This window comes from Gramella jeungdoensis, from assembly GCF_023805255.1.
Taxonomy (GTDB): domain Bacteria; phylum Bacteroidota; class Bacteroidia; order Flavobacteriales; family Flavobacteriaceae; genus Christiangramia; species Christiangramia jeungdoensis.
Genome location: NZ_JAMSCK010000001.1, coordinates 598649 through 616936 on the forward strand (window position 1 = coordinate 598649; position 18288 = coordinate 616936).

Below are 18288 nucleotides of genomic sequence, written 5' to 3' on the forward strand. Positions count from 1 at the left end.
ATTGTATGAGATTGATAAGTAGAAATTTAACTATAAACATTTTAGCAGCAGTCATTTTTGTGCTGTTAGGGGCCTCCTGCTCCTCAGATGATGGGGCAGTAGATTCAACAGATGATGTGACTCAAACCGATGACGGGCCAATAGACAATCCGGATGATGGCTCTACTGACACAGGTGTTCTGGATGATTCCAAGAACCTGGGAGTAAACTTCAATGAACAGCTAAACTATATAGATAATGACAGGCTGCTCGCATTGAAAACAACATGGGTTAGGGGTTTTCTTGATTACTTCAGGTACTATGAGGATCCGTCCTTGCTTAATACTGATGACAAAATAACCAAGTATCTAACGCTCCATACCTATGGTTTTAAAACGGTATTGAATATTAAATTCCTGTACAGAAATAGGGATTATCCAGAACAGAATTCAGCAGAAATGCAGAATCAGATGGATTTCCTGGAAGATCTTCTGGACAGGGTTTGGGATAAGACAGATATTATAGTAGTAGGTAATGAGCCTATTATCGAAACCGACCCGGAAGATAGAAACGATTCAATGTTCAATTATTATGTTGAAGCGGCAAATACGGTCAAGAACTATGCAGATGCAAATGGCGATAAACCAATCTTTTTTGGAGCCTTTGATAATATGTATCAGTCTAACAGGCAGGATCTTCAGGTGGTGAACGATCTGCTTACTTTTTCAAGTACAACTCCTTGGATCGCTGGGGTAGATATGCATATACACCATTCTTCAACAGAGCAGATGGTTGATGCTCTCGATTATGTAAATGCAAGAATAAGGAGTGACCAGAAGATAATGGTAACCGAATTCTCTCTTAAGAAGCATTTTAAGAATCAGCTAACGGGAATCATTCCTGAAGCTTTTGCCTCAGAATATGGATTCTCGGCAGACCTTCAGAATTATGAGTATATAGATTATGCTTTAAAGAATCAGGTAGAGAGAGAACAGTGGGTTGACTTCTTAAGTCAGAGTCCCTGGTTTGAAAACAGAAAGAATTATTTGAGCAATAGCTTTTATGATGTTTTTTCAACCTATGATAAATTTTTCATGGCGGCCTACGCTTTCAGGCAGAGTTTTCCATTCAATGCCAATTTCACGGCAAATACCGATCCGTGGATCCTGAATGGGATGTATGCCAATCGAACAGTGGAACCAGATCCTGATACCGGGCAGTTTCAGTTCAATTATGCCTGGCCAGAGGATTTTATTTCCATACAGAACAATGCTAATTAAAACCAAAACTTAATAAATCTAAAAACAATTAATTATGACAAAAGATAAATACAGGCAACGTGCTTTACGGCACCTATTTCTGCTCTCTTTCCTGGTGATAGGTTTCACTGCGGCGGGACAGAACATAAGTGTATCGGGGACTGTCACAACTTTTGAAGACGGCCAGCCTCTTCCGGGGGTTAATGTAATCGTAAAAGGCACCAATAATGGGGCGCAAACCGATTTCGATGGAAATTATACTCTTAATAGTGTTTCCGGGGATGCTACACTTGTATTTAGTTATGTAGGATTTATAACTCAGGAAGTACCTATAGATAATCGTACTACCATAAATGTGGCTTTAAAGACAGATCAGGAGGCCCTCGATGAAGTAGTGGTTATTGGTTATGGTACCGTTAAGAAAAGTGATCTTACCGGAGCCGTTTCTTCTATCAAAGCCGAGGAATTGAATCCCGGAGCTAATGCCTCTGTAGAGCAGGCTTTGCAGGGTCGTGTTGCGGGTGTTCAAATAAGTCAGAAAAGTAATGAGCCTGGTGGTGGACTAAGTGTGAACATTCGTGGTGCAGGTTCTATCAACGCGGGAACTGAACCTCTTTATGTAATCGACGGTGTAATTGTAAACAACGGTTCAATAGCTGCTACAGGAGGTGCGGGTTTTACCGGAAATTCCAACCCAAGAAACCCTCTTAATACTCTTAACCCTGATGATATTCAGTCTATAGAGGTTCTGAAAGATGCTTCCAGCACCGCTATCTATGGTTCCAGAGGTTCTAACGGGGTTGTTCTAATTACCACCAAGAAAGGTAAAACTGGAAAACTGCGTGTTAACTATGATGCTTATTACGGAGTTCAGGAGGCAGCTGAGACTTTGGATCTGTTATCTCCAACCGAATATCGTGATGTGCTGAACGCGATTATTGAAGATGGTGGAGGAGATCCAGGGCAAACAATCAATGAGATTGGAGGTGACGGGACAGACTGGATGGACCTTATCCTTCATAATGCTCCAACTCAGAACCATAATATTTCATTTTCCGGAGCTACAGAAAACCTGAATTATTATTCCTCATTAAATTATTATAACCAGGAAGGTTTGGTAAAAGGATCTGGAATGGAGAGATATAATGTGAGATTGAACCTTGGTTCTAATTCTGAGGAGAATTATAACTACGGTGTGAATATGAACGCTTCTTATATCAAAGATGATTTTGCCTCAACAGGTACGGGTATCAATGAGAATGGAGGAGCGATTTATTCAGCAATAAATTACGATCCTACTATCCAGCCATATAATGAAGATGGTAGTTATAAGTTATCCCAGTTCATCACAATAGACAACCCTCTTTCTATCCTTAATGGAGAAAAAGCAAAGGGAGAAACCTTCAGGTTTTATGGAAATACATTCTTTGAGTATTTCGTAATGCCATCATTATCGGCTAAGGTTCAGATAGGTGGTGATGTTCAGGAAGTAAGAAGGGATATCTTTATTCAGCCTTATACTTTGGCCGGAGCGGGAACCGGAGGAATCGCTACGATCCAGACCGGTAGAAAGGATTATGTATCTGTGGAAGGAACTCTGAATTACAATAAGAGTTTTGGAGATGATAACCTTACGGCATTACTTGGTTCTACTTACGAATACTTCCAGACTAAATCGTTTTCGGGAAATGCCAGAGGATTTGCCCTGCCAGACCTGGGAACGAATGCGATTGGATCTGGAGATCCTGAATTGAATAATATAGGAAGTGGACGTAATCAGGCAAGATTCATATCTTATCTTGGGAGAGTAAATTACTCACTTAACAATAAGTACCTTTTTACAGGATCTATCAGGGCCGATGGTTCTTCAAGATTCGGAGATAATAATAAATTCGGATACTTTCCTTCCGGAGCTGTTGCATGGAAGATGCATGAGGAAGATTTTCTTCAGGATAATTCATGGATCAATCAGTTAAAACTTAGAGCGAGTGTTGGTAGTACAGGAAATGCGAATATTGGGAACTCCCTTACCTTCCAAACATTCTCAGCAGGTCAGGATCTTTTATTCGGAGATAGCTTTTACAATACTATATTCCCAACCCGAATTGCGAATCCAGACCTTACCTGGGAGAAAGCAGTACAGTATGATTTTGGGGTAGACTTTGGATTCTTCAAAAACAGAATAAGCGGTTCTTTGGATTACTTCAGCAAAGAAACAACCGATCTTCTATTGGTTGTACCTCAGGCTTTGAACACTGGTTTTGGAGGCCAGACCCAGAACCTTGGAGGTGTTCGTAATCAGGGTGTGGAATTAGCCTTAAATGTTGACGTAATAAGGGGAGATGATTTTATCTGGGATGTATCGGCTAACCTTGCGACACTTGATAATGAAGTTTTGGATATTGGTGAAAGAGGAGATATCATCAGAGGAGGACAATCTCAGATCCCTGACTTCTCAATTGTTACACCGGGGCAGACACTTGATTCATACTATGGGTTCATAGTTGATGGGGTATGGCAGGAAGATGATAACTTCAGCGTTACTGAACCTCAGGTTCAACCAGGAGATCTTAAGTATCGTGATGTTAATGGTGATGGAACTATCAATGCAGATGACCGTGTGATCCTCGGTAACACGATCCCTGATTTAACCTGGGGACTTACCAATAACCTGAAGTTTAAAGATCTAACCCTGGATATTCTTCTGCAAGGAGTTGAAGGTGTGGAGAGATTGAACGGTAACCTGATAAATACTTATTCTCCAAATAACTTTAGAAGAAACAGGATTGCAGAGCCATTATTGAACAGATGGACTCCGGAAAATCCTACGAATGAATATCCATCATTTGTTAACCCAACATCACAGGGGGGAGCCAATGCGCTTATCAATAGTAAAACAGTAGAAGACGCATCTTACGTAAGACTTCAATCAGTTAGGCTTGGATATGACCTGCCAGTAGATAACATAGGTCTTTTCAATAGATTTTCGGTTTATGTGACAGGTCAGAATCTATACACCTTTACAGATTATAGTGGGGTGGATCCTGCAGCCAATGCAAGTGGAAGAAATACCACTGCACTGGATTTCAATGCATATCCATTGCCAAGAACCTATTTGGTTGGACTTAATGTAGAATTTTAAAAAAGAATTAATATGAAAACTATAAGTATAAAACACATATCAAGATTGCTGGTGCTTTGCTTCATTTTTACGTCCTGTGAAGCGGAACTGGATCTGCCTCCGGTTGATGAGTTCTCACCACAGAATGTTTTGCAATCTCGCGAAGGACTGGAAGCATTACTCTTTTCTGCTTATCAATATGATAATATTGAGCAGAGTGTGAAAGATGAGATCCTGATTAATGAAGTTACTACAGATGTAGGTTTTGTTAGGATTGGAGCAGTTGAACGTGAGATGAAACCTTATCTTAACTTTAACTGGGATCCTTCCGATCCTAAATTTCAAGGCGTATTTTGGGCTCCCCGATACAGGGCTATTAGGGATGCCAATACTGTGTTGGAAAATATAGGATCCTCTTCCGTGGACGAGGAAACCAAGGCATTGATTACAGCAGAAGCAAGATATCTGCGTGCCGCCCAGTATGTTTATATGTACAGGTATTTTGGAGTGGTTCCGTTAAGAACTACCACGAATCTGGACGAACAGCCTCAGGAACTGCCTTTACCCTCTGAGGAAGAGTTTTCCACATTTGTGGAAACAGAATTAAGAGAAGCAGCAAACAATTTGCTTCATCCATCAGAACAGACTCAGAGAGGACGGGCTACCAAGGGCCATGCTTTGGCAGTATTAACCAAGTTCTTAATGCAAACAAAGCAATGGGCAAAAGTGGTTGATGTGACTCAGCAAATAATGGATCTAAACTATTATGAACTTTTCCCAGATTACAGAGCTACTTTCTTCGTGGAAAATGAAGGGAATAAGGAGATTATAGTTACCTGGTCTTTGACTAACGAACAAGGTTTTGGTAATAACTATCAAAATGGCGCGTTCCCTCCTGGTTTTATGCATTCAGAAAGTGTTCCTGAATTTACCTGGACCACAGAAATGGCTAACTGGGCAACTCAGTTTAGTATGAGAGATGGTTTTTATGACTCCTTTGATGAGGAAGACGATCGTAAAGCTACAATTATCGAGACATATACCAACCTGGGAGGTAATACGGTAAACCTAAGAGGAACTGCTGATAATACCCGAAGCCTTAAATTCTTTGATAATAACCAGATAGGAAACTTCTCTGGAGCTGATCATCCATATATAAGATACGCTGATATTCTTTTAAGCCGTGCTGAAGCCTTGAACGAGATCAATGGTCCTACCCAGGAATCTGTTGATCTTGTTAACCAGGTAAGAACGAGATCTATTGATGATCCATATACGCTGGCCGAAGTGGGAGGAAAAGATAGCTTTAATGATATCATACTCCAGGAGAGAGGATGGGAATTCTTCTCTGAAGGAAAAAGAAGGGAAGATCTAATTCGTCATGACAAGTTCATTGAATATGCTCAGGAAAGAGGTCTAAATGCCCAGCCTCATCAGATTTATTTCCCTTATCCGCAGGCCGAGATCAATGCGAATCCGGCTCTTGAACAGAGAAGTGGATACTAAAATAATTTGCGGGCTTTGCCCTTGTAAAGCCCGCATTAATAATCAGGAATTTTGAGAAAATCAATTCTACATATCGTTCTGGGAGCATTTCTTTTTTCCAATGTTCTGATTGCACAGGAACTAGGGTCTAACTTCAATCATAATCCTGAAATTATGGATTTTGATTACCTGGAGAAGGCTGAGGTTGACTGGGTAAGAACCACTCCAAGAATTATGGATTATGCAGATGGGACATTAAGTATTGAAAATGATCCCGGTCTCTCAAAGGTAGTGGAAGCTGGAAAGAGAGGTTATAAAGTTGCTTTTGGATTCCGGTGGGATTTTGCTAAAAACGACTGGCGAATCCCTGAGCCCAAATCCAAGAGGGAAAAAGAGCTTTTTGAGACTGCCACGCAGATTCTCGAAAAAGTGGGGCCCTATGTTGACATTTTCAAACTGGGAAATGAACCCAATCTTGAAACCCTCCCCATTGATATGGTGAAAGATGAGAATGGGGAAATTCCTTTGGTGGAGTTTACTGATAGATTGCTCTATAAAGTGGTATTGCCATTTTTCAGAAATCAGGATCCTGAGAATATACCCGATATCTATATAGGGTCTTTTCCAGCTCTCTTTGAAAAAAGATTTCAGGAGAACCCCGGCGTAAATTCCCTGCTTAAGTATACCAACGATAATGATGATATTACCGGGCTTTCCCTTCATTTGCATATTGAAGATACTCTTGAGATTGACCAGTCTTTTCAATATGCACGCAGTATAGTAAAGGATAAACCTATTATTGTACCTGAATTTTCATTGCATCGGTTATACAGAAAGAAAATAACCGAACCACTCAATATAAATGAAGCAGGAGAGGCCTTTGCTAGGAAATATGGCCGTGATCCGGAGTGGAAATTATATCAGTGGTATGGATATGTAAACACCAACAGGGTAAGTCCCGAAGAATGGGATGCCATGTTTGCCACCAGGGAGTGGTTCCCACAGCATTACCTGCAAATATACTTTGACAGGTTTGAAAAGTATGGGGTAGTCCTGGCTACATATCCTCTTTTTCAGCAAAGCTGTCCGGAAAATATGACTCCTAATTCACCAGCCTGGTTTATCAACCCGATATTTTGTCAAAAATCACTGGAACTTCAACCTGACGGAGCTTTTTCACCTAATCCGTTGTGCTTTGAAGATTTTGTGACCCTGGTAAAAGAAAATAGAAATACAGAAAACTAAATATTAATTTTATGAAAACAATTTACACTAAATTGGGTGTCGTCATGCTACTATTCATAGCTGTTCTTGCATGTACTGAAGATGACGCCATTCCCAGCAATCCAATAATAAAGATAACCGGAACATCACTGAGTTTTGGCGATGTTGATGTTACCGAATCTTCACAGGTAAGGTCCTATACTATCGCTGCTGAAGATCTAACTTCAGAAGTTACAGCAAGTGTAGAGGCGCCTTTTTATTTGTCTCTTAATGCAAATGGCGAATTTTCCAATTCGGTAAGCCTCTCACCTGACGATTTTGGAAATGATGCTATTCCTGTATTTGTTCAGTTCCAGCCGGGAGCTTCAGATGAAGGTATGTATGAAGATAAGATTGTTCATACCAGTGCCGAAAGGGAAGAGATAGCTACGATAAAAGTTTCCGGGATTGCAACAGTTCCTGGTGAACCTACCCTGGTATCTAATGAAAGCAGTCTCGATTTTGGAAATGTGGTTGTAGATCAAACCTCTGAAGTAAAAAGTTATACGCTGGCCGGTTCAGATCTTGAAGAAGATGTGAATCTTGAAGTTACAGGGCCATTTGGTATCTCTTTGACACAGGATGGTGAGTTTACGAGCTCTATTACCATAGATGCTAATGATGCAATGGATGATCAGAGCGTTTATGTGCGTTTTGAACCTACTGCCGAAGGGGAGGCTACGGGAGCTATCGTTCATAGTTCTTCCGAACTTGAATCGGATGTTGAGGTTGCCTTAACCGGTACCGGTGATCCGATTCCTGATGTATCGGTAATTGTAGATCCTACTACACTAGATCTTGGATCGGTGCCATTAAATCAAGTTTCAGGAGCTGCTTCTTATACTCTAACCGGAAGCGGACTTACTTCCGATGTTACCGTTACAGGTTCAGCCTTGTTCAAGGTTTCACGATCTTCAGATGGAACATTTACCGAAAGTCTTAGCATTCCTGCGGCTGATTTTGAAACTGGAGATGTAGAGATATTTGTTCAGTTTAACTCAACCGGAGAGATTGGAGAGAAAACAGGGGAGATCACTCATACTTCAGATGAAGTTGAAATAGAGAGCGTAGTAGTTGTAGCCAGCTCGATTTCTGCTACAACCAAGTTGTTCCTGGATAATTTCGATTATACCGCGGGAGAAGCTATTCCTTCAACCGATAGAACCGGAAGTGGTACAGATAATGAAGTAATGGACGGATGGCTTAAGGTTAGAACCGGAAATGCTGATATCCTTGTAGCCGACCAGAACCTGACTTATAACGGATATCCTGAATCTACTGGAAATGCGGCATTGTTAGATCTTGAAGGATCAAGTAATGTATATGCTCACAATCTTTCTGAACAACAAACAGTAGATTTTGTAGGTGCATACTACAGCTCATTCCTTTTAAAGATCGAAGCGCTTCCAACAGGCGGATTCAGTCGTCCGGTGATGTTTGTAGACTGGAATCCGAATGGTACTGTTAAGTTCCTGACTTCTATAAGTATCGAGTCTAATGGAGGTGATCCAAAATTCGGAATCCGAATGGAAGGAAATGTTGAAAATTCAGATATTACTCCAGAAGAAGGTAAGACCTATCTGGTAGTTATCAAACATACAGTACCTGATGCCGACCAGGGCAATAACAACAATTCAGGTCAGTTATTTGTTTTCGATGCTGAAGATATACCAGCAACAGAACCAGCGACAGCAGATGCCAGTATCACAACAGGCACAAGTCCTGGTGATGGCCGTCTGGTAAAAGCAATCACTTTGGTAAACGATAATAACCCTGATGCAAGATATATAGTTGACGGATTAAAAGTTACTACTCAATGGAGTGATTTATTTGAATAGTGGTTTTGTGTTAGTGAATGAAAAGCCCCATGTTAAAGCATGGGGCTTTTTCTTTTTCATAAGTTCCAATAATTAACCAATCGAGGCAGGGAAGTTTTAACGACTACATTAATAGTATTAATTACATTTATTACTATTTTTAAGAAAATTATATTCTCATATTAGTTAAAATGAACAGACGAAACTTACTGAAAAACCTAGGGCTAGGTGCAGGAATCGTTAGCCTTGCCGGAGTTCCAAAAATATTTGCTTCAGAAATAAAGGAAAATGAAAACGGAATCAATCCACCTCATAAATCTAAAATAAATCATTCTGTTTGCAGATGGTGTTACCAGGATATTCCATTAGAAAAATTTGCAAAGATCTGCGCTGAAATTGGCTTAAAAGGGATAGACCTTTTAAAACCTTCAGAATGGGAGATAGTTGAAAAAGAAGGTTTAGTCTGTTCCATGGCGACCGATTCCTTTGCCAGTATCACTGATGGGTTTAATGACCCTTCAAACCATGCTAAGCTTCAGGAGCAGTACAAGGGACTTATTAAAAAAGCTTCAGAACACAAGATCAAAAATGTGATCTGTTTTTCGGGGAACCGAAATGGAATGGATGATGAAACAGGTCTTCAAAATTGCGTTACCGGGCTTACACCTCTTCTGGATTATGCGGAGGAACTTAATGTGAATCTTGTAATGGAGCTTCTAAACAGTAAGGTGGATCATGATGATTATATGTGTGACCATACAGAATGGGGAGTAGCTTTAGCAAAGGCTCTGGACAAACCTAACTTTAAACTCCTATACGATATCTACCACATGCAGATCATGGAAGGAGATGTGATAAGGACAATTCGTGATAATCATAAATATATCAATCATTATCATACCGGTGGAGTGCCTGGAAGAAATGAGATAAACGATTCCCAGGAGCTTAATTATCCAGCTATTATGGAGGCGATCTATGAAACCGGATTCGATGGATTTGTAGCCCAGGAATTCATTCCTACCTATGATGATAAAATTGCGGCACTAAGAGAAGGAGTAGGTATCTGCGACATTTAAAGCTGAAAATGTAATGAACGCAAAAGAACTAAAATTCAATTTTAGCCTGATCCTAATTGTCCTCAGTCTGGTAATTACTTCTCTTAATGCGCAAAACAAGGAAAAGGGAGATGTAATTGTAGATGAAAACGGAATAATGCGCTGGGGGCATAATAATGAAGTAGTACATGGTTTTGGAGTCAACTATTCTGCTCCTTTTGCACATGCGTACCGATCGGCAAAAAAGAAAGGCCTTGATATTAAAGCCGAAATAGATAAGGATGTATATCACTTCACTAGGCTAGGTTTTGACCTTTACAGGCTGCATGTTTGGGATACTGAGATAAGTGATGAGCAGGGCAATCTACTGGAAAATGAACATCTTGAAACCTTCGATTATCTGCTAAAGCAATTAAAGGATCGCGGGATCAATTTTGTGATAACTCCAATTGCTTACTGGGGAAATGGCTGGCCTGAACCTGATGAAGATACTCCCGGTTTTTCTGATAAATATGGAAAAGACAAGAGTCTTACCGATTCTGAAGCTATCAAAGCCCAGCAAAATTATCTTGCTCAATTCTTAGATCATGTGAATCCTTATACTGGTGTGGCTTACAAGAATGAACCAAACCTTATCGCTTTTGAGATAAGTAACGAGCCTCACCATCGTGGAACTCCTCAGGAAGTAAAGGCTTTTATCAATAAGATGGTTTCGGCAATGCGAAGTACGGGAACCAAAAAACCGATATTTTATAATGTAAGCCATAGCATACACATGGCGGAGACTTATTTTGATTCTGATATTCAGGGTGGGACATTTCAGTGGTATCCTACTGGGCTTGGCTTTCAGCAGGAACTTGAAGGCAATCTTTTACCAAATGTAAATGACTATAATATTCCCTTTAATGAGGTTATAAAAGAAAATCACGCGGCCAAACTTGTCTATGAATTTGATGCTGCCGATGTGAATAAAGCTTATATGTATCCAGCCATGGCGCGCAGTTTCAGGGAAGCAGGAATACAATTAGCCACGCATTTCGCATATGATCCCACTTTTCTTGCTTATGCGAACACCGAGTATAACACTCATTATATGAATTTGAACTATACTCCACATAAAGCACTGGCCTTAATGATAGCTTCAGAAATATTTCATGAAGTAGAGCTTGGAAAGGATCTGGGGACTTATCCCGAGAATCTTGAATTCGGCGATTTTAAGATCAGCTATAAAGGAGATCTCGCCAGTTATAATTCTGATGAAAAATTCATTTATACCAATTCGAATACTCAAAAACCGAAGAATATCTCTAAGCTGGAACATATTGCCGGACATGGTGATTCTGAGATTGTAAAATATAAGGGAAAAGGTGCCTATTTTCTTGATAAACTGAAGGAAGGAGTATGGAGACTTGAAGTTATGCCTGATCCGGTCCTGATAAAAAATCCTTTCGGAAGCAATAGCCTTGCTAAAACCGTTTCAGTGATTAGTTGGAAAGCCAATCAAATGAAATTGAATCTCGACGACCTGGGGAACGATTTTCAAATCACAGGGCTTAACGAAGACAATAATTTCAGAGAAAATTCCAGTACGGGTGAATTTGAAGTTTCACCGGGAACATATCTTCTGACTTCTGTCGGAAAGAGTTTTAATGTGTCTGAATTTGAAAGTGATCTTAATTTTGATCTTCATGGATTTGAAGCTGTAAAAAATACAGTGGATAAGACATATCTGGTTCATGAGCCGTTAAAAAGAGTGGAGGCCGGAGATGTATTTGAGATCAAGGCAACTGTTGTGTCCAATGAAGAAATAGAGAAAATTGAAGCCTGGTTGAGGAATGGGAGTATATATGAGGCTATAGAATTATCAGCTAAGAATAATTACGATTATTCGGCTACAGTTCCTGAGAAATTGCTGGAAAATGGCTTTCTGAACTATAGGATCATAGTTTCAACGAATTCTGAAAAATATACATTTCCCGGTGGAGTAAAGGGGAGCCCGGCTGACTGGGATTTTCATTCTTCAGAAGAGTTCACCACCCGGATCGAGGGAAAGGACAGCCCGGTTTATCTTTTCGATGCGACAACCGATTCAGACAATGTGGTTAGAAAATGGTCACCCGGTAATAATTTGGTTCCGGTGAACGGAAATGAAACTGAATTTCAGATAAGGATAGATAAACTGTTTGAAGAGGATATTGAAAATAAAAATGCCGAACCGATATATGATTATTCTTTCCGCTATAATTTTCAGGAAAGGATAGGGGAGCGTTCTCTAAAAAATAAAAATAAACTTGTACTGGAAGTTCGAACTCTGAACGGACAGCATGAAAAATTACAGGTAGCACTGGTGATGGATAATGCCGCTTCTTTTGGGAAAGTCATCGAGCTGACTCCCGAACTGCAGGAAATATCGGTAAACCTGAATGAGCTACGGCCCGTAAGGACAGTAACTCTGCCAAGACCTTATCCCGGTTTTCTTCCATATTATTTTGATCATAACTACAAAGGAGAATTGAATATGGAAAATATTGAAAGTGTTCAGTTTTCAATTGGCCCAGGCATAGAGGAAGAGCATCTCCAGGAATCCCATGAGATTGGAATTAGAAGTTTAAGGCTGGAATAGAGTCATTCCGAATGGAGTTGAGGAATCTAAATTCATATTATTTATTAGCTTCATAAAACAAAAAAGGTCCCGTTTTAGCGGGACCTTTTTTGCAGTTATAACAGAAATTAACCACATTTCGAAGAACCGCAGTCCTTACAGGTTAAGCAACCTTCCTGGTATATCAGATTTGAGGAGTTACAATTATTACATTTCTCTTTCTTCGCTACCGTGCCATCGGCGATATAGCGTTTAAGAGCTCTCACCACACCATTCTTCCAGGTGTTAATAGATTCGCTATCCAGTTGCAGACTATTGATCAGGTCTACCACCTTGTCTATAGACATTCCGTGGCGAAGAGTACTTGAGATAAGTTTCGCGTAGTTCCAGTATTCCGGGTTGAACTTATGAGAAAGCCCTTCGATTGTGGTCTTATAACCTCTTTTGTTCTCGTACTGGAAATCATATCTTGAAGTTCCGTCTTCATCTCGGTTTTTGATGATCAATCCTTCATTTACCCAGCGAGGAAGCAAGATTCCTTCTTCATCATCGGCAAAACCGGTGAAGATCTCATATGGCCTTCCATCAACAAGACCAATAAAGGCGATCCATTTGTCTTTGTTGTTCTGGAACCTAACCACATCTGCAGTAAGCGTTTGAGGCCTTTTAAGTGGGAAAGCACCAACGGCCTCTTCAGCCTCTTCTTCTTTTTTCTCTTCGTTGGAGATAAGAACTCCAGATCTTGAGCCATCACGATAAACCGTAACGCCTTTACAGCCGGCTTCCCAGGCTTCCATATAAAGTTTTCCTACAAGATCTTCATCAACATCATTCGGTAGGTTGATGGTTACACTAATGGAGTGATCTATCCACTTCTGAACAGCTCCCTGCATTTTTACCTTGCTTAGCCAGTCAACATCATTTGAAGTTGCCTGGTAGTAAGGAGACATTTTAACCAGTTTGTCAAGTTCTTCCTGGGTATAGTTCTTTTCGGTATCATGACCATTAACTTTCATCCATTCCTTGAATCGATGGTGGAACACCACATATTCTTCCCAGGAATCTCCAACTTCGTCCACAAAATCTACTCTGGCATCCTTATCATTAGGATTTACCTTTCTTCTTCTTTTGTAAACCGGTAGGAAAACGGGCTCTATCCCAGAAGTTGTTTGTGTCATTAAACTGGTAGTTCCCGTAGGAGCGATGGTAAGAAGTGCGATATTTCTTCTACCATGTTCCATCATATCATAATAAAGCTTTTCGTCGGCTTCTTTTATTCTGTTGATAAGTGGATTATCTTTTTCCCTGTCAGAATCATAGATAGAGAATGCACCTCTTTCCTTGGCAGTTTCGACTGAAGCACGATAAGCTGCAAGTGTGATATTCTTATGAACATCTACTGAAAAATCGATCCCTTCCTTGCTTCCGTATTTGATACCAAGACCCGCAAGCATATCACCTTCGGCAGTGATACCAATACCAGTTCTACGACCTTCATAAGCTTTTTTGCGGATATTAAGCCAAAGATTCTTTTCAACAGATTTTATTTCTTCACTTTCCGGATCGGCATCGATCTTTGCAAGAATATTATCGATCTTCTCCAGTTCAAGATCAATGATATCATCCATGATCCTTTGGGCTGCTCCAATATGCTTTTTGAATAGCTCGTAGTTGAATTTGGCCTTTTTAGTGAATGGATCCTCTACATATGAATAAAGGTTAATAGCCAGTAAACGGCAGGAATCGTATGGGCATAGCGGAATCTCACCACAAGGGTTGGTAGATACCGTTTTATAACCAAGATCTGCATAACAATCTGGCACCGATTCGTTGATCACGGTATCCCAGAACAGAATCCCCGGCTCGGCAGACTGCCACGCATTGTGTACGATCTTTTTCCATAATTTTTCGGCCTGTATCTCCTTAGAGAATTTTGGATTTTGACTAAAAACAGGATATTTCTGAGTATAATCACTGTTATTCTTAACAGCTTTCATAAATTCATCATCGATTCTAACCGAAACATTAGCGCCTGTAACCTTACCTTGTTCCATTTTCGCATCGATAAAGTCTTCTGCATCTGGATGATTTATAGATACCGAAAGCATAAGCGCTCCACGGCGGCCATCCTGAGCAACCTCCCGGGTAGAATTTGAATAACGCTCCATAAAAGGAACGATTCCCGTAGAAGTAAGGGCAGAGTTTTTAACAGCCGATCCTTTAGGGCGAATATGGGAAAGGTCATGACCCACGCCACCACGGCGTTTCATCAATTGCACCTGTTCCTGGTCTATCTTCATTACGCCTCCATAAGAATCTGAATCACCATCGTTACCTATTACAAAGCAATTTGAAAGTGAACCTACCTGGTAAGGGTTTCCAATACCGGCCATGGGACTTCCCTGGGGAACGATATATTTAAAGTTTTTGATAAGATCGAAAACTTCATTCTCGCTCATCGGGTTTGGATATTTCTTTTCGACTCTGGCAATTTCTTTCGCGATACGTCTATGCATATCGTCCGGTGTAAGTTCATAGATATTCCCTTTGGAATCTTTAAGGGCATATTTATTCACCCAAACCCTTGCAGCAAGATCATCTCCTTTAAAATATTTAAGTGATGCTTCATAAGCCTGCTCCTGGGTATAGATTTTTGGAACGACTGGTTTTTCTTGTACAGGCATATAAATGAGATTTTTAGGTTAGAAATTCGTTATTCGAGTAGTGTAAATCTAATCAAAGATATGAGACAATTAACAAATCGTTTGGAAAAAGTTATCAAGAAAAAATTGTTAATTAACTGATATTTAGAGTTATAAAAAATTACTAACAATAAAAAGTTGACAAATAATAAAAACTAATATTTTTTTATTTGAATCGATCTTTTTGAGATTGTAATGGGAAATAATTGTAGGAATACCAAGTGTGTTTCGGGAATTTTCTCAAAAAAAGTGGAGATATTGGATGAAATTGAAGAAAAAAAAGAGGCTCCGCAAACTGCGGAGCCTTCTTTGAATTAACACCTATGAAAATTCAAAAATAAAAGCGTTTATTCTGTTATAGACCATATCGCATATCCATTTGCAGGTGCTTCTATGGTCACCGCCCCATTTTCATCGGAGGTAGGGTTATATGTTGAGTTACCACTATAATCCATAAGGGTAACATTATTCCAGTTTGAACTTACAGTCCTTCTCTTAGTACTGTTTGAAATGCTAATATATAGAATTAATCCGGGATTTGTATCGGTACCAGATCTTTTCATAACATATTCATCATCATCAACATACAGTACCTCTGTTTCTCCCACTGCAATGCTGTTGTGAATTTCTATAAGGCTTTTTATTTCCTCCTGAAAATCAGGGTTTTCGTAGTCAGAATAAAAAATTGTTGGATAACCAGGATGTGTAAGAATGAAGGCATAGGCTTTCATCTTATTTGAAGATTTTATGTAATTATCTTCGTTAGAATCCTTTTCAGTATCATGATTGGCGGTGAAAGTAACGGCCTTTTCCGGGTGTGTTTTCCAAAGCATATCATCATTGAGCCTGTTAAGATCTTCATGTCTGTCTAATCCCTCTTCTAATTTATAAAAGGTAGCGAAATCGAAAGCGCCACTTCCAGTTTCATTCACATAATCCCTAAGTACAGACGCACGGCCATCCCAAAGTTCCGCTACTGAAAATCCGCCAACTTCATCCAGCCATGCTTTGACCACCCAGGGTTCAAATCCAAGTACATAATCAAAACGCCAGCCATCAAAGCCCATTACGTTCTGGTAATATTTGGCCACTGAATTATCTTTTTTCCACAGCCACTCCTGGACATAATCCCTGTGATGGTCGAGGTTCGTTTCTTCATAGAACAAACTTCCGGGGTCATACTCACTCACACTGTTAGGATAAAAATATTCATAATTCCTATTGAACATGCCCGAAGCATTCCCGTGTTCTTCATCAAAAAGGGTGTAGGTCTCTTTTTCCCTGTATGGGTTATATTCGAGTCCGCCTCCCGAGTTGTGGTTGATAACAATATCAGCGATCACCTCCACATTATTATCGTGTGCAGTAGTGATAAGGTTTTCCAGTTCTTCCCTGGAACCAAAACGGGTCTCCACAGTACCATGCTGTTCATAGTTACCAAAATCATAATAATCTGAAACATCATAACCCATTGAATAACCACCCGATTGACCTTTGGTTGCCACCGGCAGCCACATGCGATCGATACCGGCATCTGCCCAGCCAGGTACTTTATCTGAAAGATTATCCCACCATCCAAAACGGGGTTCCACGTCCCAGTAAAATGCCTGCATCATCACCCCATTTCCATTATCATAAGCCGAAAGGTCTATAGGCTGAGGTTCTGGCTGAGGCTGTGGTGTGGGTTCGCTTATATCATCGGTAGGATCTACAGGTTCTCCTGAATCATCGGTTGAACAAGCTGATAAACCAAGGATAATACTTAAAACCCATATAATCAGCAATCTATTTCTTTTCATATTTCGATATTTAGGATAAAAAAGGCTGCATGAGGCAGCCTTTTTTATCATTTCTGGATTTCTTATTCTTCAATAACTGGGATCAGAATATATCTTCCGGTAAGGTCATTGAACCAGATGTTATAAACACCTTCCGAAACGGGGATATTGGCTCCATCCTGAACAGCTTCACCGCTTAGTTCGGTTCCTGCTCCCCAGTTTACAGCCCAGTCATCGGCCGCACGGAATTTCATTTCTCCATCTGCAAGAGAAACTTCACTGGCATACCAGATATGAGAATTGAAAGAAGATTGCGTCATATCAGTATCAGCATCCCAACCACCCGGAGTGGCGTTTCCTATATAGCCAATTGTGCTATATGTAGTAGCTCCACTGGCATCGTAAGAATCCATAGAGAAGCTTAGATCATCTACATTTACAGTTATAGTGTAATATCCTGCTGAAGCCACCTCTATTGAAGCGGGATCCGGATCTGCTTCTGTAGGTCGGTATACCAGAGTAGATCCATCATAACCATACATTGGAGCCCAGGCCTGACCTTCAAGGAATTTATAATAACCTGCTGCAAAATATCCTGTGAAATAGAAGATATTTTCGTTGTCAGGATCTCTGAATAATGGAGTATTGTTATTGTCTGGGTTCCATCCTGCGGCAGTGGCATCACCTACCAGGTAGAGGTTTAATTTAGTTTCTTCCTCTTCGCCTACTTCAGGTAGGGTAACTTGAAGGGAAACCGGATTTGAGATAGTATCCAGTCCGGTCTCATTACCTGATCCCAGGTATCCTCGAACCCTAAAATGTATCAGTCCTGAATTGTCCAGGTCGGTGTTAGGATCATTATCCAAACCGGCATCTTCAGCAAGGTCCATCATTTGCCCTATGGTAACACCAAGATTGGTTTCAGTAGTTGTTCCAATCACATCAAAACTGGAGAAATCAGCGTTTGCCGAGCCCTGAAGTTCATATGTTACCGGGGTGGGAGCGTCAAAATCTACCTCATTCCATACGAACCTTTCTGCAAGGTTGTCTTTTACGGCAGAGGTTAGAGTGTAATTTGACGAAAATGAGTTAACGAAAATAAGTTCTTCAGCGGCTGGCTGAGCAGTAAAGACAATATCATCATCATGTTCACAGGAGGTAAATCCCGCAAGCGCAATTATGGTTAATAGTAAAATAGAAAACTTTTTCATTTTGAGTCTGTTATAA

At 40.3% G+C, this 18288-nt stretch carries 10 protein-coding genes; 7 read left to right on the forward strand and 3 right to left on the reverse strand.

What is annotated here, in order from left to right:
- Positions 1-5 precede the first annotated feature (5 nt).
- The 7 genes from NE848_RS02855 to NE848_RS02885 all read left to right on the forward strand — a co-directional run bounded on the left by NE848_RS02855 (position 6) and on the right by NE848_RS02885 (position 12602).
- Positions 6-1259 (forward strand): hypothetical protein, encoded by a 1254-nt coding sequence (locus tag NE848_RS02855; protein ID WP_252110698.1) that lies wholly within the window; start codon positions 6-8, stop codon positions 1257-1259.
- 34 nt (positions 1260-1293) lie between these two features.
- A complete protein-coding gene (locus tag NE848_RS02860; RefSeq protein ID WP_252110699.1) occupies positions 1294-4380 on the forward strand; it encodes a SusC/RagA family TonB-linked outer membrane protein in 3087 nt (1028 codons plus the stop codon).
- Between the two features lie 12 nt (positions 4381-4392).
- Positions 4393-5865 (forward strand): RagB/SusD family nutrient uptake outer membrane protein, encoded by a 1473-nt coding sequence (locus tag NE848_RS02865; RefSeq protein WP_252110700.1) that lies wholly within the window; start codon positions 4393-4395, stop codon positions 5863-5865.
- Between the two features lie 51 nt (positions 5866-5916).
- Positions 5917-7089, forward strand: coding sequence for a hypothetical protein (locus NE848_RS02870; protein ID WP_252110701.1), 1173 nt, complete (start codon positions 5917-5919; stop codon positions 7087-7089).
- 11 nt (positions 7090-7100) lie between these two features.
- The gene (locus tag NE848_RS02875) at positions 7101-8945 is read left to right on the forward strand and encodes a hypothetical protein (RefSeq protein ID WP_252110702.1); all 1845 of its coding nucleotides are present in this window, start codon (positions 7101-7103) and stop codon (positions 8943-8945) included.
- Between the two features lie 170 nt (positions 8946-9115).
- On the forward strand, positions 9116-10000 hold the full coding sequence (locus NE848_RS02880; RefSeq protein ID WP_252110703.1) for a hydroxypyruvate isomerase family protein: 885 nt from the start codon (positions 9116-9118) through the stop codon (positions 9998-10000).
- A gap of 13 nt (positions 10001-10013) precedes the next feature.
- A complete protein-coding gene (locus tag NE848_RS02885) occupies positions 10014-12602 on the forward strand; it encodes a cellulase family glycosylhydrolase (RefSeq protein ID WP_252110704.1) in 2589 nt (862 codons plus the stop codon).
- Between the two features lie 107 nt (positions 12603-12709).
- On the opposite strand, the gene NE848_RS02890 is transcribed toward NE848_RS02885, so the two are convergent.
- The 3 genes from NE848_RS02890 to NE848_RS02900 all read right to left on the reverse strand — a co-directional run bounded on the left by NE848_RS02890 (position 12710) and on the right by NE848_RS02900 (position 18272).
- The gene (locus NE848_RS02890) at positions 12710-15265 is read right to left on the reverse strand and encodes an adenosylcobalamin-dependent ribonucleoside-diphosphate reductase (RefSeq protein ID WP_252110705.1); all 2556 of its coding nucleotides are present in this window, start codon (positions 15263-15265) and stop codon (positions 12710-12712) included.
- A 365-nt stretch (positions 15266-15630) separates the two neighbouring features.
- Positions 15631-17082: an alpha-amylase gene (locus NE848_RS02895; protein WP_252110706.1), complete on the reverse strand. Its 1452-nt coding sequence runs from the start codon at positions 17080-17082 to the stop codon at positions 15631-15633.
- A 62-nt stretch (positions 17083-17144) separates the two neighbouring features.
- On the reverse strand, positions 17145-18272 hold the full coding sequence (locus NE848_RS02900) for a SusF/SusE family carbohydrate-binding protein (RefSeq protein WP_252110707.1): 1128 nt from the start codon (positions 18270-18272) through the stop codon (positions 17145-17147).
- Positions 18273-18288 lie beyond the last annotated feature (16 nt).